Here is a 25,437-nt window from a genome sequence, read left to right as displayed (position 1 = left end):
ACGTGATCATCCGCCTCCGGCGGCAGAACCCGCGCCATTCACCGATCCTCCACCGGCGCCCGCGCCCCGTTCACCGCGCCGCCACCGGCCGACCCGTCACGCTGCCGATATGGCTGATTTTCTGGTTGTCGTCGGGGTCGTCGCGTTCGTCGTCGCGATGCTCGGCCTGATCCGGGGACTGGAGCGGGTGTGAGTGTCACCGACGGACTCCTGCTGATCCTGTCGCTCGCCGTGTTCGTCTATCTGGGCGTCGCGCTATTCAAGGCGGAGAAATTCTCATGAGCTTCGCGTGGACGATCGTCGCGTTCGTGGTCGTGCTGGCCATCTGCTGGCGATTCCTCGGGGCGTACATGGTGACCGTGTTCAACGGCCGGTCCACCTGGCTGTCCTTTGTGGAGCGACCGCTGTACCGGTTGCTCAAGGTTGATCCGGAATCCGAGCAGAGCTGGCAGCGGTACGCGGTGTCGGTGACCATGTTCACCGGCGTCGCGTTGCTGTTCGGCTACGGCATCTTCCGGTTGCAGGGTCACCTGCCGTTCAACCCGCAGCACTTCGGCGCTGTCCGGGAAGACACCGCGTGGAACACGGTGGTGTCGTTCGTGACCAACACGAACTGGCAGGCGTACTCGGGTGAGACGACGATGAGTTATCTCTCCCAGATGGGCGTGCTGGCGCTCCAGAACTTCCTGAGCGCCGCCGTCGGCATCGCGGTCGCGGTCGCGCTCATTCGCGGCTTCGCCCGCAGGGGATCGAAGACGATCGGCAACTTCTGGGTCGACTTCGTGCGCAGCAACCTGTACGTCCTGCTGCCCATCGCGTTCGTCGCCGCCATCGTGTTCATCGGCCAGGGTGCGCTGGAGACGCTGTCCGGCCCGGCGCACGTGCACAACGCGCTCACCGGTGTGGACCAGACCCTGCCGCGGGGCCCGATCGCCTCGCAAGAGGTGATCAAGCAGCTCGGTACGAACGGCGGTGGGTTCTTCAACGCCAACGGCGCGGGCCCGTTCGAGAACCCCTCGGGTCTGACGAACTTCCTGTCCATCATTCTGATCCTGTGCATTCCGGTCGCGTTGACCTACACCTTCGGCAAGATGGTGTTCAGCGTCCGCCAGGGTGTGGCGATCCTGGCCGTGATGACGGTGCTGTTCGGCGGCTGGCTGACGATGGCCACGGTGGCCGAGCACCAGGGCAACCCGGCCGTGGCGGCCGCGGGCGTGACCGAGCAACCGACCGGGAACATGGAGGGCAAGGAGACCAGATTCGGCGCGCCCAGTTCGGCGCTCTATAACATCACCTCCACCCAGACCTCGACCGGAAGCGTCGACTCGGCGGCCGACTCTTACACGGCCATCGGCGGGGGCGCGATGCTCACCGGGATGATGCTCGGTGAGGTGAGCCCCGGAGGGGTCGGCACCGGCCTGTACGGGATCCTGCTGTTCGCCGTCATCACCGTGTTCATCGGCGGGTTGATGGTCGGTCGAACACCGGAGTATCTCGGCAAGAAGATACAGGCCAGGGAGGTGAAGCTGGCCGCCCTGGGCGTACTGGTCATGCCGATCACCGTGCTGGTGCTGACCGCGATCGCGGTGTCGGTACACGCGGGCCGGGTCGGGCCGCTCAACGCCGGACCGCACGGCTTCTCCGAGATCCTCTACGCGTACACCTCGCAGACGAACAACAACGGTTCCGGGTTCGGTGGCCTGAGCGCCAACACGCCCTTCTACAACATCACCGGCACCATCGGTCTGCTCCTGGGCCGCTTCGGGATGATCATCCCGGTCCTGGCGCTGGCCGGCAGTCTGGCCGCCAAGCAGGTCGTACCGGCATCACTGGGCACCTTCCGCACGGACAAGCCGATGTTCGCGGTCCTGCTGCTCGGGATCGTGCTCATCGTCGGCGCGCTGACGTTCTTCCCGGCCGTCTCGCTAGGCCCGATCGTCGAACAGTTCAGTGGCGGGAGACTCTTCTGATGCTCAACATATACACGACTATCAATGACTTGCGTGCTCGGGTCGCCAGCCGGCTCGGTCGCGGAGGGGTTTTCTGATGCCCGACAACGAGATCCTCGAAATGAACCGATCCCAGCCACAGGCGCAGCACACCGGTGGCGGGCAGGGACCGCATGGCGTGTTGAACAAGCGGAGCCTGTTCGACGGTGCGATCCTGCGCCAGGCGACGATCGACGCGTTCCGCAAGCTGGACCCCCGGGTGCAGCTGAAAAATCCGGTGATGTTCGTCGTACTCATCGGCACGGTGGTGACGCTCATCGAGTCGGTCGCGCACTCCAGCGCGTTCGCCTGGGCGGTCTTCGTCTGGCTGCTGCTCACCGTGCTGTTCGCCAACTTCGCCGAGGCGATGGCTGAGGGGCGCGGCAAGGCACAGGCCGACACCCTGCGCAAGACGCGTGAACACACCGACGCGCGCCGGTTGGACGCCGGCGGCGCCGAGCACCGGGTACCGGCGGCGGACCTTGCCGTCGGCGACCTGGTGGTGTGCGAGGCCGGAGATGTCATCCCCTCCGACGGGGAGATCACCGAAGGTGTCGCGTCGATCGACGAGTCCGCCATCACGGGCGAGTCGGCCCCGGTGATCCGCGAGGCCGGCAGCGACCGGTCCGCGGTCACCGGCGGCACGAAGGTGTTGTCCGACCGCATCCTCGTGCGCATCAGCGCCGAGCCCGGCCAGACGTTCCTCGACCGGATGATCAACCTCGTCGAGGGTGCGAAGCGGCAGAAGACGCCGAACGAGGTCGCGCTCACCATCCTGCTCGCCGCGCTGACCATCATCTTCGTCCCGGTCGTGGTGGTGCTCCAGCCGTTCGGCATCTTCGCCGGGGCGAGCGTGTCGGTCATCGTGCTCGTCGCCCTCATCGTGTGCCTGATCCCCACCACCATCGGCGCGCTGCTGTCGGCGATCGGCATCGCCGGCATGGACCGGCTCGTGCAACGCAACGTGCTGGCCATGAGCGGCCGGGCGGTCGAGGCCGCCGGCGACGTCCAGACGCTGCTGCTCGACAAGACCGGGACCATCACCATGGGCAACCGGATGGCCTCGACGTTCTATCCGGTCGGCGGCAGCAGCGAGCAGGACCTGGCCGACGCCGCCCAGCTGGCGTCGCTGGCGGACGAGACACCCGAGGGGCGGTCCATCGTGGTGCTGGCCAAGCAGGAGTACGGGTTGCGGGAGCGCGAGCTGGGGCCCGGGCACGTCTTCGTGCCGTTCAGCGCGACGACCCGGATGTCCGGGCTGGACGCCGACGGGCGGCAGATCCGCAAGGGCGCGGCCGACGCGGTGAAGCGCTGGGTCACCGAACAGGGTGGCAGCGCACCCGGCGAACTGGACCAGATCGTCGAGCGGGTCGCGCGGGCGGGTTCCACGCCGCTGGTGGTCTCCGACGGCGCACGTGTACTCGGCGTCGTCGAACTCAAGGACGTCGTCAAGCAGGGCATCACGGAACGGTTCGAACAGCTGCGCTCGATCGGCATCCGTACCGTGATGATCACCGGCGACAACCCGCTCACCGCGGCAGCGATCGCCCAGGAGGCCGGCGTCGACGACTACCTCGCCGAGGCCACCCCGGAGGCCAAGCTCCAGCTCATCAAGAAGGAGCAGGAGGGCGGCAAGCTCGTCGCGATGACCGGTGACGGCACCAACGACGCGCCGGCGCTGGCACAGGCGGACGTGGGCGTGGCGATGAACATGGGTACGACGGCCGCGAAAGAGGCCGGCAACATGGTGGACCTGGACTCCAACCCCACCAAGCTCATCGACGTCGTGGAGATCGGCAAGCAGCTGCTCATCACCCGCGGTGCGTTGACCACGTTCTCCATCGCCAATGACGTGGCGAAGTACTTCGCCATCATCCCGGCGCTGTTCGTGTCGACCTACCCGCAGCTGCACAAGCTGAACATCATGGGCCTGCACAGCCCGCAGAGTGCGGTGTTGTCCGCGGTCATCTTCAACGCCCTGGTCATCATCGCGCTGATTCCCCTGGCCCTGCGCGGCGTGCGCTTCCGGCCGTCGAGCGCGTCGGCGATCCTGCGCCGGAACGTGCTCATCTACGGGCTCGGTGGTCTCATCGCGCCGTTCATCTTCATCAAGCTCATCGACCTCATTCTCACCGCGATAGGGGCGTTCTGATGTGGGTCAGCCTCCGGCGGGCAGTCGTCGTCTCGCTCGCCTTCTTCGTACTCCTCGGACTGGCGTACCCGCTGGCCACGACAGGCATCGGGCAACTGCTGTTCCACGACAAGGCGAACGGCTCGCTGACGGCCAACGGTTCGACGCGGATCGGGCAGACCTGGTCGGGTCCGCAGTGGTTCCAGGGCCGCCGTGACGGCGACGACCCGACCGCCACCGGCGGCTCGAACCTGGGCCCCCGGTCCCAGGAGCTCTCCGACAAGGTCAAGAAGCAGATTGACGCGTTGAAGAAGGAGGGCATCACGCCAACCTCCGGCCTGGTGACCGCCTCGGGCAGCGGGGTCGATCCGGACATCTCTCCGGACGACGCGTACGCCCAGGTGGCCTCCGTGGCCAAGTCCCGCAACCTTCCGGAGGATCGGGTACGGCAGTTGGTGGCGGACCACGTCTCCGGGCCGCAGTACGGGTTCCTCGGCGCTTCGCACGTTAATGTCCTGGAGCTCAACGTGGCGCTTGCCGCGCTGACGTGAGCACCCGAGTGGGCCGCCCTGGCGGCCCGCTCGGGAGATCCTGGGGCCCCAGAAGCGCGTGAGGCCCCAGAAGACCGGCCCCAGGAGACCGTGGCGCCCCAGGAAATCGCGGCGCCGTCAGGAAGTCGTCAAGCAGGCGTAGGGATGTCATGGTTGCCGGCGTGAGCCCGCACACGGTCGCCACACCGGTGGCCGGAAACGACGGACGATAGCGAAAAGCGGTTCTCCGCCGGCGCGGCAGCGGCTCAGCCGCCACGCCGGCGGTCCCGTCTGTGCGGGACACGAGGGACGGCCCGACACGAGGGGACGGCCCGACGCGAGGGGACGGCCCGACGCGAAGGGACAGCGGAACAGGAAGGGACGGCCGGACACGGACACGACGGTGCGGCACAACGTGGCCGGCTCGCTCGCGGCGCTGGGCAGCACCGCCGCGCTCGCGGCCGGGATGCTGCCGCTGCGCGACCACCTGACGATCGCGACCTGTGCGCTGGTTCTCGTCGTACCGGTCGTGCTCGGGGTCGTCCTCGGCGGCTTCTTCGCCGGGGTGGTGGGCGTGGCCGGCGGCTTCCTCGTGTACGATCTGCTGTTCATCCCGCCGTACCTGACCCTGAACGTCGGCGCGGCGGAGAACTGGACGGCACTGGGCGTGTACGCCGCCGTGATGCTCCCGGTCGCCAAGGTGGTCTCCGGGCTCAACGTCGCGCGGGCCAAGGCCCGGCAGCGGGGGATCCAGATCCGCGAGCTGTTCGAGTTGTCCGGCCATCTGGTCGAGGACCGGCCGTTCGACGAGTTGCTGTCGACCATCGTCGACACGCTGCGCGACGTGTTCGACGCGCGCCAGGTCGCCCTGCTGCTGCCCAGGGGCGACCGGCTGGACATCGTGGCCACCGCCGGCGCGCCGCTGACCGTCGAGGACCGCACCCGGCTGGTACCCGTCCCCGGAGAGCTGACCAGCCTGGACACGCCGCTGTCCCGGCACCGGGACTCGTTCGTGCTCGCGCTCATCGCGGCCGGACGCCCGGTCGGCCTGCTGGTGGTGTCCGGCAAGCGGCTGGCCGAGCAGGAGCGGGAGCCGCTGCTGCTGTTCGCCAACCAGGTGGCGCTTGCCATCGAGCGGGCTCAGTTGCGCGAGCACGCACTGCGTGCGGAGGTCACTGAGGAGGTCGAGCGGCTGGCCCGGATGCTGGTCGCCGCGGTGTCCCACGACCTGCGGGCGCCGCTCGCGTCTATCAAGGCATCCTCCTCGGTACTCGCCGACCCGGAACTCGACATCGGGCCCGGGGCGCGTACCGAACTCGCCGGGCTCATCGACGCCCAGGCCGACCGGCTGGCCGCGCTGGTGACGAATCTGCTGGACATGAGCCGGGTTCAGGCCGGCGTGCTGCGACCCCGGTCCACGGTGACCACGGTGGGGGAGTTGGTGGCCGGGGTGCTGCGGGATCTGCCGCCGGCCTCCCGGGTACGCGCGCCGGTGGTCGACATCCCGGCCGGGCTGCCGCCGGTGGACGTCGACCTGGTCCTCACCGCCCGGGTGCTCACCAACCTGCTGGAGAACGCCGGCCGGTACGCCCCCCGGGACACCCCGGTCACCATCGGCGGCCGGTCGACCGGCGCCGGTACGGTGACGGTCTCGGTCACCGACCACGGTCCCGGAGTCTCCCCCGACCGGCGGGGTGAGATCTTCGGACTGTTCCACCGCCGCCGGGGCGACGCCGGAACCGGGCTCGGCCTGACCATCGCCAAGGCATTCATCGAGGCGCACGGGCAGCGCATCTGGGTCGAGGACGCACCGGGAGGCGGCGCCCGGTTCTGTTTCACCCTGGCCGTCGCGGAGGCCCTGCCCGACGAGAACCCCGCGACCCCGCCCGGAACACAGCCGCGACCCGGAACACAGCCGCGACCCGGAACACAGCCGCCCGGGACACAGCCGCGACCCGGAACACAGCCGCCCGGGACACAGCCGCGACCCGGGGCACAGGCGCCCGAGACACAGCCGCGGACCAAGGCGCAGCCGCCCAGAGCACAGCCGCCGCGGCAGAGGACCGCGCCGGCCCGGGAACAGACACCGACCGAGGAGGCCCAGGGTGCCCCGCATCCTCATCGTTGACGACGACACCGACCTGCTCAACGCGTGCCGCGTCGGCCTGCACGCGCTCGGGCACGAGGCCCGCACCGCCGGCGCCGGCAGAGACGCCCTCGACGAGGTCGCGCTGCACCCACCGGACGTGATCGTCCTGGATCTCGGCCTGCCCGACCTCGACGGCCTGGAGGTGTGCCGCCGCATCCGCACCTGGAGCGACGTGCCGGTCGTCGTGCTGTCCGCCGACGGTTCCGAGGACCGCAAGGTGGAGGCGCTCGACGGCGGCGCCGACGACTACATGACCAAGCCGTTCGGCATGCGAGAACTGGACGCGCGGGTACGGGTCGCGCTGCGCCACCACACCGCCGGCACGGTCGACGACCAGACCACCGAGCTGCGCGCCGGACGGCTGTGGCTGGATCTCGTGCACTACCAGGCGACCTTCGACGGCCGCCCGGTCGACCTGACGCCGAAGGAGTTCGAGTTCCTGGCGTACCTCGCCCGGCACGCCGGGAAGATCTGCACCCGGCGCATGATCCTGGAGAACGTCTGGGGTTCGGCCTACGCCCGGGAACTGCGCTACCTGAAGGTGTACGCGTACCGCATCCGGCGCAAGCTCCACGACGAGCAGGGGCTGTTTCTCGAGAACGACCCGTCGGTCGGCTACCGCCTGGCGGTCGCCGGCGGCGAACCGCCCGCGGCCACGCCCGTCCCCTGACCAAGCGTTGGGCAAGCTGGGCAACGGCCGTCAGGGCTGGAAACGGTACCCCATGCCGGGCTCGGTGAGCAGGTGCCTCGGACGGGCCGGCTCCGCCTCGAACTTGCGGCGCAGCTGGGCCATGTACTGGCGCAGGTACTGCGTCTCGCCCCGGCACATCGGGCCCCAGATCTGCTCCAGCAACTGGCGCTGCCGCATCAGCTTCCCCGGCCTGGTGACCAGCGCCTCGAGCAGCCGCCACTCGGTCGGTGTGAGGTGCACGTCGCCGGCCGCGCCGTCGGTGGCGTCCACCCGGCGCCGTTCCAGGTCGACGTCGAAGCGGCCGATGCGCACCGACGTCGGGTGCCCGTCGCCGGTCTGCCGGCGACCGACCGAGCGGACGCGGGCGAGCAGTTCGTCGACGCTGAACGGCTTCGTGACGTAGTCGTCGGCCCCGGCGTCCAGCGCGTCGACCTTGTCGTGGCTGCCGGTGCGCCAGGACACCACCAGGATGGGTACCGTGGTCCAGGCGCGCAGTTGGTGGATGACCTGCACACCGTCGATGTCGGGCAGGCCGAGGTCCAGCACGACCAGGTCGGGGTGGTGGTCGGCGGTGGCGCGCAGCGCGGCCCGGCCGGTGCGGGCGGTCAGCACCTCGTACCGCCGGGCGGTCAGGTTGATACGCAGCAGGCGGAGGATCTGCGGTTCGGAGTCGACGACGAGGACCCGGGTCATTGTGCCAGCGTGGCGCCCGGCACGGTGGCCGCGAGGTGAAACGGCGGCGGGGGTCGGTGGAGGATCGGTGAACGGTCGAAGATTTCCGGGGGTGGGGCGGTCGATTTCGGCGTACCGCCGCGTCGTGAAGATGAAGCGGCCCGCGGGCCGCACGACGAACCGCCGGAGAAAGGGACAGGAACCGACAGATGCGCTACATGCTGTGGATATGTGATGACGGTGCGCCGTCGCCGGGCCCGGCCGAGATCGTGGCCATGCCCGAGTTCATCGAGTGGGAGCGCGGCTTGAGCGAGCGCGGGATACCGCATCGGGGGGTGCGCCTGCGGCCGCCGTCCGAGGCCGTGACGGTCCGGGTGCGCGGCGGCGAGACGCTGGTCGCCGACGGGCCGTTCGCGGAGACCAAGGAGCAGATCGGGGGGTACGAGATCATCGAGTGTGCCGACCTCGACGAGGCGATCGAGGTGGCCGGCGGGCATCCCGCCGCCGCCCGGTACCCGGTCGAGATCCGACCGTTCTGGGAGGGCTGAGCGGTGAAGTACCTGATGCTGGTCTGCAACGACCCGTCGCTGTCGCCGAGCCCGGACGCGAACCCGATCGAGTCCTGGCTGGACGAGATGCACTCCCGCGGAGTGCGCCTGGAAGGCAGCCAGTTGCGGCCGACGAGCGACGCCACGACGGTACGCGAGAGCGGGCGCCTGGTCGCCGACGGGCCGTTCGCGGAGACCAAAGAGCTGGTCGCGGGGTACGACGTGATCGAGTGCGCCGACCTGGCCGAGGCGATCGAGGTGGCCTCGAAGCATCCGGTGGCCACGTTCGGGGCCATCGAGTTGCGCCCGATCTGGACGGACGAGTGAGCGGGGACGCCGACGCCGCGGTCGAGGACGCCGCGGTCCGAGACGCCGGGGCCGGAGACGCCCCGGTCGAGGTCGCCGCCGAGCCTGCCCCGATCAACGACGAGGCCGAGGATGCCGCTGCGGCCGAGCCTGCCCCGGTCGAGGACGCCTCGGCCGGGCGGGCCGGCGCCGGTGAGTGTGCGGTCCGGGCCGCGGTGACCGAGGCGTTCCGCTCGGAGTGGGGCCGGGTGGTGGCCACCCTGATCCGGCTGACCGGCGACTGGGACCTCGCGGAGGAGTGCGCGCAGGACGCCTTCGCGCAGGCGCTGGTTCGCTGGCCCCGGGACGGTGTGCCGCTCCGTCCCGGGGCGTGGCTGAGTACCACCGCGCGTAACCGGGCGCTGGATCGGCTGCGGCGCGGCGCGGTCGAGGCCGCCCGGTTGCGTGCGCTGGCGGTGACGGTACCGGGGGCGCAGCCGCCCCCGGAGCCGCCGGAGGAGGCACCGGTACCCGACGACGACCCGGTACCCGACGACCGGCTGCGCCTGATGTTCACCTGCTGCCACCCGGCGCTGCCACTGGAGGCACGGGTCGCGCTGACCCTGCGTACCCTCGCCGGGTTGACCACCGCCGAGATCGCCCGGGCGTTCCTGATCCCGGAACCGGCCATGGCGCAGCGACTGGTCCGGGCGAAGCGCAAGATCCGGAACGCCGGCATCCCGTACCGGGTGCCGCCGGCCCGCCTGCTGCCGGAGCGCACCGAGGCCGTGCTCGGCGTGCTGTACCTGCTGTTCAACGAGGGCTACTCGGCCAGCGCCGGGCCGGACCTGACCCGGCAGTCGCTGTCCGCCGAAGCGATCCGGCTGGCCCGGGTCCTGGTCGAGACCATGCCGGCCGAGCCGGAGGCGCACGGGCTGCTGGCGCTGATGCTGCTCAACGACTCCCGGCGCGCGGCCCGGATCGACGCGGCGGGCGACGTGGTGACTCTGGAGCACCAGGACCGCACGGCGTGGGACCGGGACGAGATCGACGAGGGGTTGCGGATCCTCGACGCGGTACTCGTGCGGGGCACACCCGGCCCGTACCAGGTGCAGGCGGCCATCGCCGCGTGCCACGCCAACGCAGCCGATCCCGCCCAGACCGACTGGGCGCAGATCGCCGGGCTGTACGGGGAGTTGGCGCGGCTCGCCCCTTCGCCGGTGGTGGAACTCAACCGGGCGGTGGCGGTGGCCATGGCCGACGGTGCCGAGGCCGGGCTCGCCCTGGTCGACGCGCTGGGGGCGGCCGGCGCGCTGTCCGGGTACCACCTGCTGCCCGCCACCCGCGCGGACCTGCTGCGCCGGTTGGGCCGCACCGACCAGGCGGCAGCGGCATACCGGGAGGCGCTGGTGCTCGCGCCGACCGACAGCGAGCGCCGCTACCTCGCCCGGCGGCTGTCCGAGGTCGCGCCGGAGTCGGTGGCGCGGCCGGTGGTGCGGCCGGCGGTGGACACGACGACGGATGCGGCGCCGCCGAGCGAGTAGGCCAACGACTGTAGGCCAACGTACGTTGACGGACCGGCGGCGCTGCCATAGCCTCGTCAACGAGCGTTGGCCCACAGGCGTAGGAGACCCCGACCTATGGACACTGATCTGGTTCCCGCGGAGACAGAGGTGGCGATCGTCGGCGCCGGCCCGGCCGGCCTGACACTCGCCGGCGACCTGGCCGCTGCCGGAGTGCGCACCACCGTGCTGGAGCGTCGCGGGGAGGAGTCCAACCTCACCCGCGCCTTCGGCGTGCACGCCCGCACGCTCGAACTGCTCGACGCGCGGGGACTCGCCGACGAACTGATCACCACGGGTGCGCCGATCCGCCGGCTGCGCCTGTTCGACCGGGTCGACGTCGACCTGGGCATCGTACCCAGCCGCTTCCCGTACCTGCTGATCACGCCGCAGTACCACGTCGAGACGCTGCTGCGGCGGCGGGCGGAGGGGCTCGGCGCGACGCTGCTGCGCGAGGTCCAGGTGACCGGCCTCAGCCAGGACGCGACCGGCGTCGAGCTGCGGACCGCGTCGGGTCAGACGGTCCGGGCGTCGTATGCGGTCGGGACCGACGGGGCGAACTCCCGGGTGCGCCAGGCGCTCGGCCTGCCGTTCCCGGGAGCCCCGATCATCACCTCCATCATGCTGGCCGACGTGCGGCTGGCCGAGCCGCCGGCGGATGTGCTGTCGGTCAACGCGGTCGGCGACTGCTTCGCGTTCGTCGCGCCGTTCGGCGACGGGTGGTACCGGATCTTCGCCTGGGACCGGCGCAACCCGCAGCCGGATCACGCGCCGCTGTCGTTCGAGGAGGTCCGGGACGTCACGAAGCGCGCGCTGGGCGTCGACTTCGGCATGCACGACCCGCGGTGGATGTCCCGGTTCCACAGCGACGAGCGGCAGGTGCCCAACTACCGGGTCGGCCGGGTGTTCCTCGCCGGCGACGCGGCGCACGTCCACTCGCCGGCCGGCGGCCAGGGCATGAACACCGGCATCCAGGACGCGGCCAACCTCGGCTGGAAGCTCGCCGCCGCGGTGCGGGGCTGGGCACCGGCCGGGCTGCTGGACAGCTACCACGCCGAGCGCCACCGGGTGGGACGGGCGGTGCTGCGCAGCAGCGGTGCGCTGATCAGGCTCGCCATGATCCAGTCGCGGATCGAGCGGGCCGCGCGCAACTCCATCGGAGGCACCGCGATGCGCATCGGCCCGATCGCCCGCAAGGCGGCCGGCGCGCTGTCCAGCATCGGTGTCGCCTATCCCGCCCCGCACGGGTCGCACCCGCTGACCGGCACCCGTGCCGCGGACGTCCTGCTCGCCGGCGACGGGCGGCCGGTCGACCGGCTGTACCAGGCGTTGCGCGGCGGCACGTTCGTGCTGCTCGGCCCGCCGGGCGCGGGCCAGGCGGCGGCGGGTTGGGCGCGCCGGGTGTACGCGGCGACGCCCGCGGCGGAAGCGCCCACCACGCTGGTGCGCCCGGACGGGTACGTGGCCTGGGCCACCGACGTGACCCGCGGGCCGGCCCTCGACGACGCGGTCCGCGAGGCACTCACCGTCCATTGTGGAGCGCCGGCCGGGGCCTGACCCCATCCGGCACCGCCAGGACTCCGCGCCGGAGTTAACCCGGCCGGGGCCGGGGCCGTAGGCCTACTCGCCGGCCCGCAGGTGGGCCGCCAGCGCCCCGGCCAGCTCGTCCCGGCGCCGTTCGGACACCTGCTGCTCCGCCGGCGCGCCGAGGTACCCGAACACGCCCACCCCGCGCCGGTCACCGGGCGGGTCGGCGGCCCGAGGCACCACGTGAAAGTGCACGTGGTGGAACCGTTCGCTCTCGGCGAACTGCACCACGTACGTCTTCGGGCAGCCGGTCACCTCGCGCAGCGCCCGGGACAGCCGTACCTGCCAGACGCCCAGGCTCGCCGCCTCGGCGTCGGTCAGCTCGGCGATCGACTCGACGTGCCGGCGCGGCAGCAGCACCAGCCAGCCGGGCAGCGCCGAGTCCAGCGCGTGTGCCACCCGCCATTCGGCGTCCGCCGCCACCCGTTCCCGGGGCGGCAGCGTGTCGAACCGGTCGTTGCCGGCGCAGGAGACGCAGTCCATGATCGCGAGGCTACCGGTGCGGCGAGACCCGCACGGTACCGGTGGCCGAGGCGAGCCGGCCGGAGCCGTACGCGTCGTCGAGCCGGACGGTCACCCGGTGCGTACCTGGACGCGCGTAGGTGTGCGTGGCGGTGACCGTGCCGCCGGTCACCGGTACGCCCGCCGACACGCTGCCGTCGCCCCAGTCGAGGGTGGCGGTCAGGGCCGCGCCCCGGGCGTCCGCCGGTACCGTGACCGTCGCCGTCTCGGTGACCGGCGTACCGGCCACCGCCCGCACCCGGTCGGGCAGACGCGGCGACGGTGGCGCGTACCCGGGCGAGAAGTCCATCGCCACCGGAACCCCGCCGCGTACCGTGCCGAGATTGGTCAGCGCGACCGACTCCAGGGCCGAGGCCGGTGCGCCGTCGGCGGTGACGGCCAGCGCGACGGTGTTGGCGCCGTGCGGGTTCAGCACGCCGTTCGGGATGACGAACGTGTGCTGCGGACCGGCGTCGGACACGTACTGGCCCAGGTTCCAGCCGTTGACGAAGATCAGCGCCCGGTAGTGCGCGGTCGGCGACTGCGGTACGGCCGGGTCGCCGATCGTCAGCCCCAGCGACGCGTCGTCGGCGGCCGGTACGTTCACGGAGAACGCGGTGCGGTACCACGCCGTGCCGGCGGCCGACGCGGTGTCCGGCACGGTACGGGTGGACCAGCCGGCGTCCGGGTAGCCGGGCAGGTACCAGCCGGCCCGCTCGCCGTAGAGCCCGCCGTTGTTGACCGCGCCGCGGACCGTGTCGGTGATCTGCTCGCCGCCCTGGTTGCCCTGCACCTTCCAGATCGGCGCGAGCGCCAGCGGTGCGCCGGCCGGGTCGGCGAAGCCCGCCGAGATCAGGCCCCGGCCCTCCTTCTGGGCGTCGTTCACGCCGCCGTCCTCGTTGTGCCCGTCGTCGCGCACCATCACCGACAGCTCGTGCGTGCCGGGGGTGGCCAGGCCGGCCGGTACGTCGAACGTCGCGGTCCCGGTGGTCGGCGGCGACGCGACCGCGTTGGGGAGCTCGTTCTGGCCGAGGTAGGTGCCGTCGAGCCACGCCTGGAGCAGCCCGGCGCCGCCGCCTCCGTAGCGCAGGCTGACCGTGGCCGGACCGGTGCCGGTCACGGTGTAGCTGCCCCGGTACCAGACGTCGCCGTGGTGGAAGCCGTAGTCGTCGGCGGTCAGCACGGGCGCGCCGGCCGGTGGCTTGGTGGTGCTGTTGGTCGTCGTCTTGTCGGCCACCGCCCAGGCGGAGTCGTCGAAGCCGGGCTGCGCCTCGGGGGATTCGGCGGCGTAGTGCCAGGTGGCCTTCGACAGGTCGGGCAGCTTCACCGGTGCCGGGCCGGGCAGGTCGTCGCGCGCGATCAGCGTACCGGAGGCGGAGCGGCGCACCGGTGTGCGAGCACCGTTCCAGGTCACCGCGTGCACCCCGGCCGGCGCCCAGATCTCCAGCGGCTGCGCGGTGGACGTGTCGCCGGTCAGCGCGAGCGTGCCGCCGTGCGCCTGCGCCGCCCGGACCAGTTCCGGTCCGCGCTCCAGCACCGTGCCGGCCGCGGTGTCCTGGCGCCACAGGGTGTCCGCGGTGCTCTGGTCGGCCAGCAACAGCAGCAGTGGCGGCCGGCCGCCGCCGGTGACGCTCACCTGGGCCAGTCCGGTGTGCGTGTAGTTCAGCGTCAGGTCGCCGGTGGCGGCGTCGTACGCGCTGTCCACGGTGCCGGCGAGCACCCGTACCGTGGGGGCGTCGCGGTACCGCAGGACGGTCTGCCCGGGTTCGCCGTCGCGCCCGTACAGCAGCGCCAGCTCCCCGCCGTCGCGCGGGAACAGGGTCTCGATCTCCGAGGTGGAGTACACCAGGTGCGCGGCGTCGCCGAGGTCGTAGTCGGCGACGAGGGTCTTCGCGTCCTGCCCGTTCAGCCGGGAGGACAGCGTGTAGTCGCCGTCCGGGGTGCTGATCGGGAACGTGAAGGCGTCGTCGGTCGTGGCGCTGGATGGGTTGTGGCTGGCGATGAAGAACTGGGTGCCGGTCTGCGCGTTCACGTCGTGGTACACCTTGATCTTCGGGTTGGACGGGGTGACCGGCGTGCCGGCGTCCACCCGCAGGATCGGCGTGACGCTCTGCAGGAAGTACCCGATCGGCCTCATCGCGGTGGCCTTCGGCCGCAGTTGCCGCGCCTCGTCGATCGCCGCGCCGTAGTCGTACGAGGTGTAGACGACCGGCGCCGGCAGCCAGCCCCACGACGTGCCACCGAAGGTCATGTAGAAGTTCTGCATGGTGAGCCGGTTGGCGATGTTCGTCTCGTAGAACACCCGCTCGTATCCCGGACCCTGGCGCACCGCCGTGCACGGGTACGTGCCGACGCTGCCCCAGTAGTCGAACCAGCCGCCGCCGAACTCCGCGGTGAACCCGGGGCTGGTGTCCGACGCGCTCGCGCCGCCCTTCGCGCCACCGGGTCCCCAGATGCCCCAGTCCGGCGCGGCGGACGGGCCGCCGACCGTGCCGTCGGTGTGGCAGGTGCCGCCCGGGTAGCCGTCGAAGGAGTACAGGTCGACCGGCCCCGGTACGGTGCCCGGCACGGTGGAGCCGGCCGGCACCCAGTACCCGTTGCGGCCCTTGTCGTTGGTGAAGATGGGCACGGTGATGCCGTCGGCTTTCGCCTTGGCGTCCAGGTGGTCGAGGTAGTCGCGCTCGGCGCTGCTGGTCGACGCGAGTTCGTTCTCGATCTGGTACGCCAGAACGGTCCCGGTGCCGTTGGTGAGCTGGTGCCGGGCCACGACGGCGTCGATCTGGCTCTGCCACTCGTCGGTGGCCGCGAGGTAGTCCGGGGCGTTCGTGCGCGCCCTGCCGGCCTGCGTGGTCAGCCAGCCGGGGAACCCGCCGGCGTCCACCTCGCCGTTGATGTATGGGCCTGGCCGGGCGATGACATACAGCCCGATCCGGGCGGCGTCGTCGAGCACCCGGTCCATGTCGCGCACGCCGGTGAAGTCGTAGGCGCCGGGCGCGGGGGAGTGGTAGCCCCAGTCGAAGTACAGCGAGACGGCGGTGTAGCCCTCGGCCTTCATCTTCTCCAGGACGTCGTTCCACAGGCTCGGGCTGGGCAGCCGGAACGGGTGGAACTCGCCGGACCACACCGGGGTGCGCCGGCCGTCGACCATCAGCGAGTACTGGTCCCAGGTGACGGTGTGCGGGTGCGCACCGGCGGGCGGATGCGCCGGGGCCGGCCCGGCGACGAGCCCGACGACAACCAGCGCGGCCGCGCTGACGGCGGCTCCCGCTTTCCGGACGAAGCCCATGGGGAAAACCCTTTCCGCCGGACGCACCGTTCGAGTCTGTCGTATCGTGACCAGTTTCGATGCGTGGAGTCAACAGGTCCACCCATGGATTTCCATTTGTCGACGTCGCCTGGCCGGGGTCGCCTGGGGGTGGATGCCCCACCGCGCCCGGGCCTGGATCTCACCCGTGTCGAGGGCCTGGATCTCGCCCCGCTGCCGGCGGGCCGGCGGCGATCCGGGCCGCCGCCGCGCGCAGGTCGCCCCGCCACCAGCCGAGCGCCTCGACCCACCAGGTCAGTCCCGCCGCGGCGTACGGCGCGACCAGCGCGGCCTCCGCCGGCCCGGCGGTGCTGCCCTCGACCGCGATGTCGAGTGGACCCGGGGCCAGATCGCGCACGAACGAGGCGGCCGCCGCGAACCGGTCGACCGGCACCGTGCCGGGCGGCCACAGGCCCTCGAACGTGGGCATCGCGCCGTCGCACCGCGCCGCCCGCCGCAGTCCGGCACGGCGTGGCCACCGGCCGCCGCACCAGACCGGGACGCGGGGCACGTCCCACTCGGCCCACAGGTCGCGCAGCCGGGTCAGGCGTTCGTCGAGAGCGCGGCCACGGGTGCGCGGGTCGGCGTCCAGCCCGCCGTCGGTGTACTCGCGCTCCATCGAGCCGAGCACGGCCAGCACGGTGAGCCGCCGGCCGGACAGCGCGTCGATGGTGGCGGTGTCCCGCGCGACGTCGAGGATCTGGCGGCGCGGCAGGTTCACGGCCATGATGACGCGCAGCCGGTCGGTCGCGGCGGCGATCGCCGAGGCGGCCACGACCGGACTGGCGACCGGCCATCCGGACTCGTGGTAGAGCACGTGATCCCACAGATAGACGCCGTCCCAGCCGTGCCGCTGCGCGGCGACCGCCAGCTCGACCAGCGTGTGGACATCACCGAACTCGCCGACGACGGGCAGCCCGACCGCGTACCGCAGATCCATGCCGGACAACGATAACCGCACGCACCGCCCACCCCGCTCGACGCCCGTTCCGCGCTTCGGTGGCCGCCCCGCTTGGCTCCCGCTCCGCGGTCGACGCCCGCTCCGCGCTCGGTGGCCGCCCCACTCAGCGGGCGCTCCGTCCCGCCCGGCGGCCGAGACCCAGAACCGCCGCGACGCACGCGGCCGCGACGCACCCGGCCGCGGCCAGCGCCAGAGCGGCGGCGGTACCGGCCGCGCCCGTCCCGGCGACCGCTCCCAGCACGGCCACCCCGAGCGTCGCGCCCACCTGCCGGACCGCGTTGAGCAGCCCGCCGGCCGCTCCCGCGCTGCCGGCCGGCGCGGTGGCGACCACCGCCGTGGCCAGCGCCGGAAGAGCCAGCGAGACGCCGCAACCGGTGCACACCAGGCCGGCGACCATCGCCGGGTACCCGTCGCCGGCCAGCACCGCCGCCGCGAGTGCGAGGCCACCCACGGCCAGCAGCCCGAGGCCCGCCAGCATCGGACGCCACGGGCCGATCCGGGCGACGAGCCGGCCGGTCAGCGGTGGGTTGACCGCGAACGGGAGCGTCATCGGCAGGAAGGCGAGCCCGACCTCGACCGGCGACAGCCGCAGTACCCGCTGGAACAGCAGCGGCAGTACGAACAGGATCCCGGACATCGCGAAGTTGACCGCCGCGGCCGCCAGCAGGGCCGGGCGCATCCCCGGCGACCGCACCACAGCGGCCGGGATGACCGGCGCCCTGCCCCGCTTGCGGGCGCGGCGCTGCAACGCCGCGAAGAGCACACCGGCGGCGACGGTCGCGGCGGCGGAGACCGCCGCGTGCGCGACGGATCCGGAGCCCACCGCGATGAGCGCGTCGGTCAACAGCCCCAGCGCCGCACACGCGGCCAGCTGCGCGGCCCAGTCGATCGTCCGCTGGCCGCGGGCGCCGCGCACCGCGCGGGTCGCGGTCAGAGCCAGCGTGACGCCGGCCAGCGGCACGTTGATCAGGAAGATCGCGCGCCATCCGGCGACGTCGACGAGCACCCCGCCGGCGATCGGGCCGGCCGCGAGCGCCGCCCCGCTGACCGCCGCCCAGGTGGCCACCGCCCGGGCACGCGCGGCCGGCTCCGGGTAGAGCGCCGCGATCAGCGCCAGCGAGGCGGGAACGCTGGCCGCCGCCGCGACACCGAGCAGCCCGCGCAGCACGACCAGGGTGGCGATGTCCGGCGCCAGCGCGCACAGCAGCGAGCCGAGGCCGAACGCGCCGATGCCCAAGCGGAACACCCGGTGCGCGCCGTACCGGTCGGCCACCGCGCCGGCCGACAGCAGAAGCGCGCCGAACACGGCGGTGTACCCGGTCACCGCCCACTGAAGGCCGGACAGCGAGCTGCCCAGCGACCGGGCCAGGTCGGGCTCGGCAACGGATAAAACGGTCATGTCGAGCAGGACCATGAAGTAGCCCAGCGACACGCCCAGCAGGGCGAGCCCGGTACGCGGCCGGCCGCGTGAGTCCGGGACGGGGGAGAGGGTGACGGGATCGGCAGTGGTCATCGGAGTCTCTCGGGAGGGGTGAGGGTGGCGCGTTCCAGGCTGCGGCGGCCGCCCGTCCGGCTCCACCGGCACCGCCGCCGGCCGCGTTCGGAATATCCGAACGCGTGGCGGGGTTGCCCGGTCGGAGGAAAAGATCATGGAATTGCGGCAGCTGCGCACGTTCGAGGCGGTGGTGGCCCAGCGGACGGTCACCGACGCCGCCGTCCAGCTCGGCCTGGCGCCGTCCTCGGTGTCGGACCAGATCCGCCGCCTCGAGGAGTCGCTCGGGGTGGCGCTGTTCGACCGCGGCCCGCAGGGCATGCGGCTCACCCCGGCCGGGACCCGGCTGGCCGGCTGGGCGCGGCGCCTGCTCGAGGCGGCGGAGCAGGCCCGGCGGGAGACCGTCGAGGCACAGCCGGTACTGCGCCTGGGCGCCCTGGAGACCATCGCGGCCACGCACGTCCCCGAGCTGCTGGCCCGGTTCGGCCGGCGCCGGCCGAACCTCACCGTCGAGGTGCGCTCGGACAGCGCCCGCGACCAGTTGCTGACCGCCGTCGCCGCCGGAGACCTGGACGCCGCCCTGCTGCTGGACCTCGGCGAGAACCTGGGCGGGCTGGGCTTCGGTACCCCCGGCGCGCCGCTGGACTTCGTCGATCTGGAGCCGGTACCGCTGGTTGTCGTGGCGGCACCGGACCACCCGCGCAGCGGCACTCCGGGGCTGGTCCCGGACGACCTGCGCGGCGAGCGGCTGCTGGTCAACCTGCCGGCATGCTCGTTCTGGCTGGCCGGCGAGCGGCTGTTCGGTCCGGACGTCGAGCGGGTCCGGGCCGGCGGCGTTCCGGTGATGCGGGCCTGGGCGCAACGCGGCCTGGGCGTCTCGCTGCTGCCGCGATTCGCGGTCGCCGACGAACTCGCGGCCGGCAGCCTCATCGAGCTGGATCTCGACGCCCCGACCCTGCGGCTGCGGCTGGTCTGGCGCGCCGACCGGGAGTCCGAACCGGCCGTGCGCGAGTTGCTGTACGCGGCCAGCGCACCCACCTGAGCACAGCCGGAGCCGGTCTGTGGCGGAGGCTCGACATGACCCCTGAGCCCGGCCGTCCGGCCGGGTGACCCGCCGTTTGGCCCGCGCGGATCGGGGGATGGGGGCCAGATGCGGGTGGTGGTGGTCGGCGCGACCGGCAACGTGGGTACCGCGGTGCTGCGGCGTCTGGCCGGAGCACCCGGCGTCGACGAGGTGACCGGCGTCGCCCGCCGGGCGCCCGGACCCGCGGCCCCGTACGAAGGCGTCTCCTGGCACCGGATCGACGTCGGCGACGACGGCGCGGTGGAGGAGCTGACCAACGCATTCGCCGGCGCCACCGTCGTCATCCACCTGGCCTGGCAGATCCAGCCGAGCCACGATCGGGCCAGGATCCGGCGCACCAACCTGGTCGGTACCGCCAACGTCGCGCGGGCGGCGGTCCGGGCGAGCGTACCGTCGCTGGTTGTCGCGTCATCGGTCGGCGCGTACGCGCCCGCGCCCAAGGACCGCTTCGTCGAGGAGGACTGGCCGGCCACCGGCGTGCGGGGCTCGACCTACAGCCGGGACAAGGCCGACGTCGAGGACCTGCTCACCGACGTGGAGTCCAACCACCGTGACCTGCGCGTGGTCAGGATCCGTTCGGCCCTGGTGTTCCAGCCGGAGGCCGCGTCGCAGATCGCCCGGTTCTTCATCGGTCCGCTGGCGCCGCTGAGCCTGCTGCGCTTCGGCCGGATCCCGGTGCTGCCGGCCGGGCCGCGACTGCGGTTGCAGGCGGTACGCGCCGACGACGCGGCCGAGGCGTACGTGCGGGCGGCCCTGTCGGACGTCCGTGGCGCGTTCAACGTGGCGGGCGCCGGGCCGGTGCTGGACGCGCAGGCGGTGGCTGACCGGTTCCACACCCGGCCGGTGCCGGTACCGGTGGCAGCGCTGCGGCTGGGCGCGGCGCTGACCTGGCACGCCCGGCTGCAACCCACCGAACCCGGGTGGGTCCGCCTGCTCGCGAACGCCCCGCTGATGTCCACCCGCCGGGCCGAGGCCGAACTGGGCTGGCGTGCCCGCGGCGACGCGCTGGACGCGTTCACGGAGCTGGTCTCGGGGATGGCCGCCGGTACGGGTGCCGACTCGCCGCCGCTGCGCCCTCGGCCGTCCCCGGCCGCCCGGGTCGCCTCCGTGATCACCTGCCGGCTGCCCGGCCACGGCAACCCGTACTGACGACTGGTCCGGATCGCCGAGCCAGACTGGAGGTGTCGTACCCGCGCCGTACCCTCGGCCGGTGACCGACAACCAGCCAGCGAGCGCCCTGGAGCAGACCGCCGTCGGCAACCAGGTCCACCTGTTCGCCTACCCCCGCCACCGCGACGCCCTCGTCCGGGTCTTCGGCACCGTGTTGGGCTGCGGCCGGCCCCGGGTCATCCGGCTGCTCGAGATCGACGAACCGGTGCTCGGCTTCCGGCTCCCCGGCGGTGGCGCGGTCAGCATCGAGTTCGTGCCCGACCTGCCCGAGTGGCCCGATCCGTTCCACGGCGCGTGGATGCAGATCACCACCCCCCATCCCGAGGGGCTGCGGGCCACGATCCTGAACGCGGGGCTGCCGGAGATCCGCCACCCGGGTCACGACTTCTACTTCCAGATCCCCAGCGGCCACGTCTTCACGGTCGCGGCGCGATGAGCGCCGGGGCGGTCGGGCCCACTGCCGGAGCGGCCGGGCCCGCCGCAGGGGCGGCCGGGTCCACCGATCGGGCTCGGCTGCCGCTGCTCGGGCCGCGCGCGCTGGGACGCGCCACGCTCGACCGGCAGCTGCTGCTGCGTCGCGCCCGGTGCTCCGTGCCCGACGCGGTGCGGCACCTGGTCGGGTTGCAGGGGCAGGTGCCCGCCGCGCCCTACATCGGGCTGTGGAGCCGGCTGGAGGGGTTCGAGCTGGCCGATCTCACCGCGCCGGTCGAGGACCGGCGGATCGTTCGCGCCACCGCCATGCGGGCCACGCTGCACCTGCTCGACGCGGACGACTACCGGCGGCTGCGGCCCTTGCTGGAGCCGGTGCTGCGACGGTCGCAGAAGACTTTCATGGGCCGCCACACCGAGGGCATCGACCCGGACGACCTCGTCGCCGCGGCGCGCGACCTGCTGCGGGAGCGGCCGCGCGACCGGTCCGAGCTGCGTGCCCTGCTCGGCGCGCGATGGCTCGGCCACGACCCCGCCGCCCTGGTGAACTCCGTGCAATACCTGCTGCCGATGGTCCAGCTACCGCCGGCCGGCACGTGGAAGGGCAGCGTCCGGGGACCGTTCGCTCTCGCCGAACAGTGGCTGGGCCAGCCGCTGGCCGGCGCCGGCCCCGATGAGCTGGTGTGCCGCTACCTGGCCGCGTTCGGCCCGGCCAGCGTGATGGACGTGCAGGCGTGGTCCGGGCTGACCCGGCTCGGCGAGGTGGTGGAGCCGATGCGCGGACGCCTGCGCGGCTTCCGCGACGCGTCCGGGCGGGAGCTGTTCGACCTGCCCGACGCGCCCAGGCCCGATCCGGACACGCCGGCTCCGGTGCGGTTCCTCCCGCAGTGGGACAACCTGCTGCTCTCCCACGCCGACCGCACCCGGGTCATCGCCGAGGAGCATCGCCGGCGCATCGTCAGCCCGGCCGACACGGCGACGTTCCTGATCGACGGCGTCGCACGGGGCAGCTGGAGCATCGACCGACCAGTCCGGCTCGGCGCGTCTGGCGCCGCGCCACGACCCGGACCAGTCGACCGACCAGTGCGGCTCGGCGCGTCTGGCGCCGCGCCACGACCCGGACCAGTCGGCAGGCCGGGCACGGCGGCCTTGTCGATCCGGCCGTTCGATCGCCTGAGCCGCGCGGACGGGGCCGCGTTGACGGAGGAGGGCGGTCGGCTGCTGGCGTTCGTGGCGCCGGAGGTGGACGAGCCGGAGATCCGGTTCGAGCGCGGTCGCTGACCGACCGCCGCACCACCCCGACCGCTGTGGCCCGGCTCCGGGCCTACGGAATTGTCGGTGCCCGGGTCTACCGTTAGGGCTGACTGTGACCAGCATGAGCAGGGGAAGAACATGACGACACTGGAAAACCGACCGAACGCCGCGTTGCTGGTCATCGACGTGCAGAACGGCGTCGTCGCCAGCGCGCACGACCGCGACGCTGTCGTCGCGAACATCGCCACCCTCGTCGACAAGGCCCGGCGGGGCGGGGCGCCCGTCGTCTGGGTCCAGCACTCCAGCGACAACCTCGTGAAGGGCACCGACGCCTGGCGCTACGTTCCCGAGCTGATCCGCGACGACGCCGAGCCCCTCGTCGAGAAGACCTACGGGGACGCGTTCGAGGACACCACGCTGGAGCGGGTGCTGTCCGGCCTCGGAGTCGGCCGGCTGGTCGTCGCGGGCGCGCAGACCGACGCGTGCATCCGCGCGACGCTGCACGGCGCGATCGTGCGGGGCTACGACGCGACGCTGGTCAGCGACGCCCACACGACGGAGGATCTGTCGCCCTGGGGCGCCCCGCCGCCGGAGGCGGTCATCGCGCACACGAACCTGTACTGGGGCAACCACGCGGCGCCGGGGCGCACGGCCGGCACGGTGGCGACCACCGAGGTCGACTTCGGCGGTGTGTCCTGATCGCCGGCGGCGAACCAGATCCGGCCGCGGCCGCGAGGCAGGTCATCGACCCCAAACCCGGCGCGCTCGGGCTCGACGAGTGGCGCGCGGCCGACGTGACCGCACCGACGCCGCACCGCAGCTACCGGGCAAGCGCCTCGGCGGCCTTCGTCCGCACACCCGGCGACCAGCGGCTGCCCGTCAGGATCGGCGCGCACGACTGACGAACCGCTCACGGACGCACAGGCTCAGAGCTGGGTCTCCAGGTCGGTCACCGTGTCGCACAGGTGGCGGGCGAGCTTGGTCAGCAGGCCCCGCGTACAGCGCGCGGTGGCCGCCGCGACCACCATCGCCGCGGTCGCCTTGCCGGTGCTGTCCCGGATGTGCCGGCCGACCGCGCTGACGCCGCGCGCACTCTCGTCGCGGTTGATGCCGTAGCCGCGCCGGCGGGTCGCCGCGAGTTCCCGCCGTAACGACGCCAGGTCGCTCACCGCGCGGTTGCGGCTCTGCGGCAGGCCCCGCGGGTACAGGGCGGTCAGCTCCGCCTCGGTCAACTGGGCGAGCAGCGCCTTGCCGCCGGAGTTCGTGTGCGCCGGCAGCAGCATGCCGGTGCGCGAACCGACGCGCAGCACCTGGTGGCCCTCGACGCAGTCGAGGAACCGGGTGCCGTTGCCTTCCAGGACCACGAGATGGCAGGTCTCCTCGACCTCGGCGCTCAGCCGGGCGAGGTACGGGTGGGCGACCTTGACCAGATCGAACTCGGCGGCCGGGCGGGCGCGCGGTTCGAGTGCGGGTCCGCGCCGGTACGCGCGGGACCGTTCCTGTACCACGAAACCACGCCGGGCGAGCGTCGCCAGCAGCCGGTGCGCGGTGGAGTTGGCGACGCCCAGTTCGGCGGCGACCTCGGAGAGCCGGATCTCCTGCCGTTCCTGAAGCAGCAGCACGAGTTGGAGGGCGTTGTCAGCGGAGCTGAGTGCGTAGGCGGACTTCCGCTCACCGGAAACCATGGTCAACGACTTTACGACTTCTTCCTGTTGCGGGAAAGTACGGGGAGTCAGGGCACAGCGAGCCGGCCGGTACGGGCAGACCGTCGAGGAGGCAGCCATCCTTACCCGCAACGACGCCGATGGAACCCACCGGAAGGCGGAGGAGACATGACGCCGCAGCGGACCGGATCGCCAAGCGTTCTCATCCTCGGCGCCGGCATCGGCGGGCTGACCACCGCGCTGCAACTGCACCGGGTGGGGTTGCGCGCTCAGGTGCTGGAGACGGTCGAGCGGTTCGCGCCGGTGGGTGTCGGCATCAACATCCTGCCGCACGCCTCGCAGCAACTCGGCGAACTCGGCCTGGCGCCGGCGCTGTCCCGCGTCGCGGTGCTGACCCGGGAATCCGTGTTCTTCAACCGGTTCGGCCAGCTCGCCTACCGCGAGCCGGCCGGCCTCGACGCGGGCTACGCCGACCCGCAGTACTCGATCCACCGCGCCGACCTGCACCAGATCCTGCTTGACGCGGTCGTCGACCGGCTCGGCGAGGACGCCGTGCTCACCGGTCACCGGGTCGTGCGGGTGGACCAGGACGACCGCCGGGCGACGGCCACCGCGCGGCGCCCGGACGGCAGCACCGTCACGGTCGCGGCCGACGTCGTGGTGGCCGCCGACGGCATCCGCTCGGTCGCCCGGGCACAGCTCTACCCCAACGAGGGGCCGCCCCGGTACTCCGGCGTCATGATGTGGCGCGGCGTCTCGGTGTGGCCGCGCATCCTCACCGGGGCAAGCATGGTCCGTGCCGGCTGGCTGGCCCACGGCAAGATGGTCATCTACCCCATCCGCGACGACGTGGACGGGCGGGGCAGCCAACTGGTCAACTGGGTCGCCGAGGTGGAGACCCCGCAGCGGACCGGGCGGGACTGGATCCAGCACGGCGAGCTGGCCGACTTCCTTCCGTACTATGCCGACTGGCACTTCGACTGGTGCGACGTACCGGCGCTGCTGTCCTCGACGGCGACCGTGCTGGAGTACCCGATGGTCGACCAGGATCCGCTGCCGCGCTGGAGTCACGGCCGGCTGACCCTGCTGGGCGACGCGGCGCACCCGATGGTTCCGCGCGGCTCCAACGGGGCCGGCCAGGCGATCCTCGACGCCCGCGCGGTCGCCGACTGCCTGGCCGCGCAGCCCGGCGATCCGGTCGCGGCGCTGCGGGCGTACGACGACGTGCGGCGGCCCGCGACCACGAACGTGGTGCTGACCAACCGAGCCAACCCGCCGGACGCGATCCTCCGCGAGGTGTACGAGCGCACCGGCGACCGGCCCTTCGAGAGCCTGGACCAGGTGGTGACTCAGGACGAGCTGCGCCGGATCTCGGAGAACTACAAGCGGATCGCCGGCTTCTCGCACGCCGCCCTGCGACCGGCGAGCCCGTGAC

22 protein-coding genes are annotated in these 25,437 nt (G+C 72.6%); 16 read left to right on the top strand and 6 right to left on the bottom strand.

The window, feature by feature from the left end:
- Positions 1-189 precede the first annotated feature (189 nt).
- The 6 genes from Raf01_RS17655 (at position 190) to Raf01_RS17630 (ending at position 7,468) form a co-directional block, all read left to right on the top strand.
- Positions 190-282 (top strand): potassium-transporting ATPase subunit F, encoded by a 93-nt coding sequence (locus Raf01_RS17655; RefSeq protein ID WP_203919002.1) that lies wholly within the window; start codon positions 190-192, stop codon positions 280-282.
- Positions 279-1,970: a potassium-transporting ATPase subunit KdpA gene (gene kdpA / locus Raf01_RS17650; RefSeq protein WP_203919001.1), complete on the top strand. Its 1,692-nt coding sequence runs from the start codon at positions 279-281 to the stop codon at positions 1,968-1,970. The genes Raf01_RS17655 and kdpA overlap by 4 nt, the downstream gene beginning before the upstream one ends.
- A gap of 76 nt (positions 1,971-2,046) precedes the next feature.
- Positions 2,047-4,140, top strand: a complete 2,094-nt coding sequence (gene kdpB, locus Raf01_RS17645) for a potassium-transporting ATPase subunit KdpB (RefSeq protein WP_239133688.1) — start codon at positions 2,047-2,049, stop codon at positions 4,138-4,140.
- Positions 4,140-4,670, top strand: coding sequence for a potassium-transporting ATPase subunit C (locus Raf01_RS17640; protein WP_203919000.1), 531 nt, complete (start codon positions 4,140-4,142; stop codon positions 4,668-4,670). Before kdpB ends, Raf01_RS17640 begins: the two co-directional genes overlap by 1 nt.
- A 382-nt stretch (positions 4,671-5,052) precedes the next feature.
- Entirely contained in the window at positions 5,053-6,777 is a 1,725-nt protein-coding gene (locus Raf01_RS17635) for a sensor histidine kinase (protein ID WP_203918999.1), read from the top strand.
- Positions 6,755-7,468: a response regulator transcription factor gene (locus tag Raf01_RS17630; RefSeq protein ID WP_203918998.1), complete on the top strand. Its 714-nt coding sequence runs from the start codon at positions 6,755-6,757 to the stop codon at positions 7,466-7,468. Before Raf01_RS17635 ends, Raf01_RS17630 begins: the two co-directional genes overlap by 23 nt.
- A gap of 30 nt (positions 7,469-7,498) precedes the next feature.
- Here Raf01_RS17630 and Raf01_RS17625 read toward each other — a convergent pair whose 3' ends face one another.
- Positions 7,499-8,182 carry a response regulator gene (locus Raf01_RS17625; RefSeq protein ID WP_203918997.1) on the bottom strand — a complete coding sequence of 228 codons (684 nt, stop codon included), beginning with the start codon at positions 8,180-8,182 and terminating at the stop codon, positions 7,499-7,501.
- A gap of 188 nt (positions 8,183-8,370) precedes the next feature.
- Here Raf01_RS17625 and Raf01_RS17620 point away from each other — a divergent pair, with 188 nt between their 5' ends.
- The 4 genes from Raf01_RS17620 to Raf01_RS17605 all read left to right on the top strand — a co-directional run bounded on the left by Raf01_RS17620 (position 8,371) and on the right by Raf01_RS17605 (position 12,113).
- Positions 8,371-8,709: a YciI family protein gene (locus Raf01_RS17620; RefSeq protein ID WP_239133687.1), complete on the top strand. Its 339-nt coding sequence runs from the start codon at positions 8,371-8,373 to the stop codon at positions 8,707-8,709.
- A gap of 3 nt (positions 8,710-8,712) precedes the next feature.
- Positions 8,713-9,036, top strand: a complete 324-nt coding sequence (locus Raf01_RS17615; RefSeq protein ID WP_203918996.1) for a YciI family protein — start codon at positions 8,713-8,715, stop codon at positions 9,034-9,036.
- Between the two features lie 194 nt (positions 9,037-9,230).
- Entirely contained in the window at positions 9,231-10,538 is a 1,308-nt protein-coding gene (locus tag Raf01_RS17610) for an RNA polymerase sigma factor (RefSeq protein ID WP_203919010.1), read from the top strand.
- Between the two features lie 108 nt (positions 10,539-10,646).
- Complete coding sequence (locus Raf01_RS17605) at positions 10,647-12,113, top strand: FAD-dependent monooxygenase (RefSeq protein WP_444544547.1); 1,467 nt, start codon at positions 10,647-10,649, stop codon at positions 12,111-12,113.
- A 63-nt stretch (positions 12,114-12,176) separates the two neighbouring features.
- On the opposite strand, the gene Raf01_RS17600 is transcribed toward Raf01_RS17605, so the two are convergent.
- The 4 genes from Raf01_RS17600 to Raf01_RS17585 all read right to left on the bottom strand — a co-directional run bounded on the left by Raf01_RS17600 (position 12,177) and on the right by Raf01_RS17585 (position 18,422).
- Entirely contained in the window at positions 12,177-12,626 is a 450-nt protein-coding gene (locus tag Raf01_RS17600) for an HIT family protein (RefSeq protein ID WP_203918994.1), read from the bottom strand.
- A gap of 10 nt (positions 12,627-12,636) precedes the next feature.
- Positions 12,637-15,930, bottom strand: a complete 3,294-nt coding sequence (locus Raf01_RS17595; protein ID WP_203918993.1) for a beta-galactosidase — start codon at positions 15,928-15,930, stop codon at positions 12,637-12,639.
- A gap of 160 nt (positions 15,931-16,090) precedes the next feature.
- The gene (locus tag Raf01_RS17590) at positions 16,091-16,888 is read right to left on the bottom strand and encodes an LLM class flavin-dependent oxidoreductase (protein ID WP_203918992.1); all 798 of its coding nucleotides are present in this window, start codon (positions 16,886-16,888) and stop codon (positions 16,091-16,093) included.
- A gap of 124 nt (positions 16,889-17,012) precedes the next feature.
- Positions 17,013-18,422 (bottom strand): MFS transporter, encoded by a 1,410-nt coding sequence (locus tag Raf01_RS17585; protein ID WP_203918991.1) that lies wholly within the window; start codon positions 18,420-18,422, stop codon positions 17,013-17,015.
- A 136-nt stretch (positions 18,423-18,558) separates the two neighbouring features.
- Here Raf01_RS17585 and Raf01_RS17580 point away from each other — a divergent pair, with 136 nt between their 5' ends.
- From Raf01_RS17580 to Raf01_RS17560, 5 genes are all read left to right on the top strand, one after another.
- A complete protein-coding gene (locus Raf01_RS17580; RefSeq protein WP_203918990.1) occupies positions 18,559-19,443 on the top strand; it encodes a LysR family transcriptional regulator in 885 nt (294 codons plus the stop codon).
- Positions 19,444-19,551: 108 nt separating this feature from the next.
- Complete coding sequence (locus Raf01_RS17575) at positions 19,552-20,634, top strand: NAD-dependent epimerase/dehydratase family protein (protein ID WP_203918989.1); 1,083 nt, start codon at positions 19,552-19,554, stop codon at positions 20,632-20,634.
- A gap of 61 nt (positions 20,635-20,695) precedes the next feature.
- Positions 20,696-21,091: a hypothetical protein gene (locus tag Raf01_RS17570; RefSeq protein ID WP_203918988.1), complete on the top strand. Its 396-nt coding sequence runs from the start codon at positions 20,696-20,698 to the stop codon at positions 21,089-21,091.
- The gene (locus tag Raf01_RS17565; protein WP_203918987.1) at positions 21,088-22,365 is read left to right on the top strand and encodes a winged helix DNA-binding domain-containing protein; all 1,278 of its coding nucleotides are present in this window, start codon (positions 21,088-21,090) and stop codon (positions 22,363-22,365) included. The genes Raf01_RS17570 and Raf01_RS17565 overlap by 4 nt, the downstream gene beginning before the upstream one ends.
- Positions 22,366-22,476: 111 nt before the next feature.
- Entirely contained in the window at positions 22,477-23,037 is a 561-nt protein-coding gene (locus Raf01_RS17560) for an isochorismatase family protein (protein ID WP_203918986.1), read from the top strand.
- Positions 23,038-23,264: 227 nt separating this feature from the next.
- Here Raf01_RS17560 and Raf01_RS17555 read toward each other — a convergent pair whose 3' ends face one another.
- Positions 23,265-24,023 carry an IclR family transcriptional regulator gene (locus Raf01_RS17555; protein WP_203918985.1) on the bottom strand — a complete coding sequence of 253 codons (759 nt, stop codon included), beginning with the start codon at positions 24,021-24,023 and terminating at the stop codon, positions 23,265-23,267.
- A 147-nt stretch (positions 24,024-24,170) separates the two neighbouring features.
- On the opposite strand from Raf01_RS17555, the gene Raf01_RS17550 reads away from it, so the two are divergent.
- Positions 24,171-25,436, top strand: coding sequence for a flavin-dependent oxidoreductase (locus tag Raf01_RS17550; protein WP_203918984.1), 1,266 nt, complete (start codon positions 24,171-24,173; stop codon positions 25,434-25,436).
- The last annotated feature ends 1 nt before the right edge of the window (position 25,437 follow it).

Origin of the sequence: Rugosimonospora africana (assembly GCF_016862975.1) — a bacterium.
In the GTDB taxonomy this organism is placed as follows: Bacteria; Actinomycetota; Actinomycetes; order Mycobacteriales; family Micromonosporaceae; genus Rugosimonospora; species Rugosimonospora africana.
This window is presented reverse-complemented; position numbering and strand designations above follow the sequence as displayed.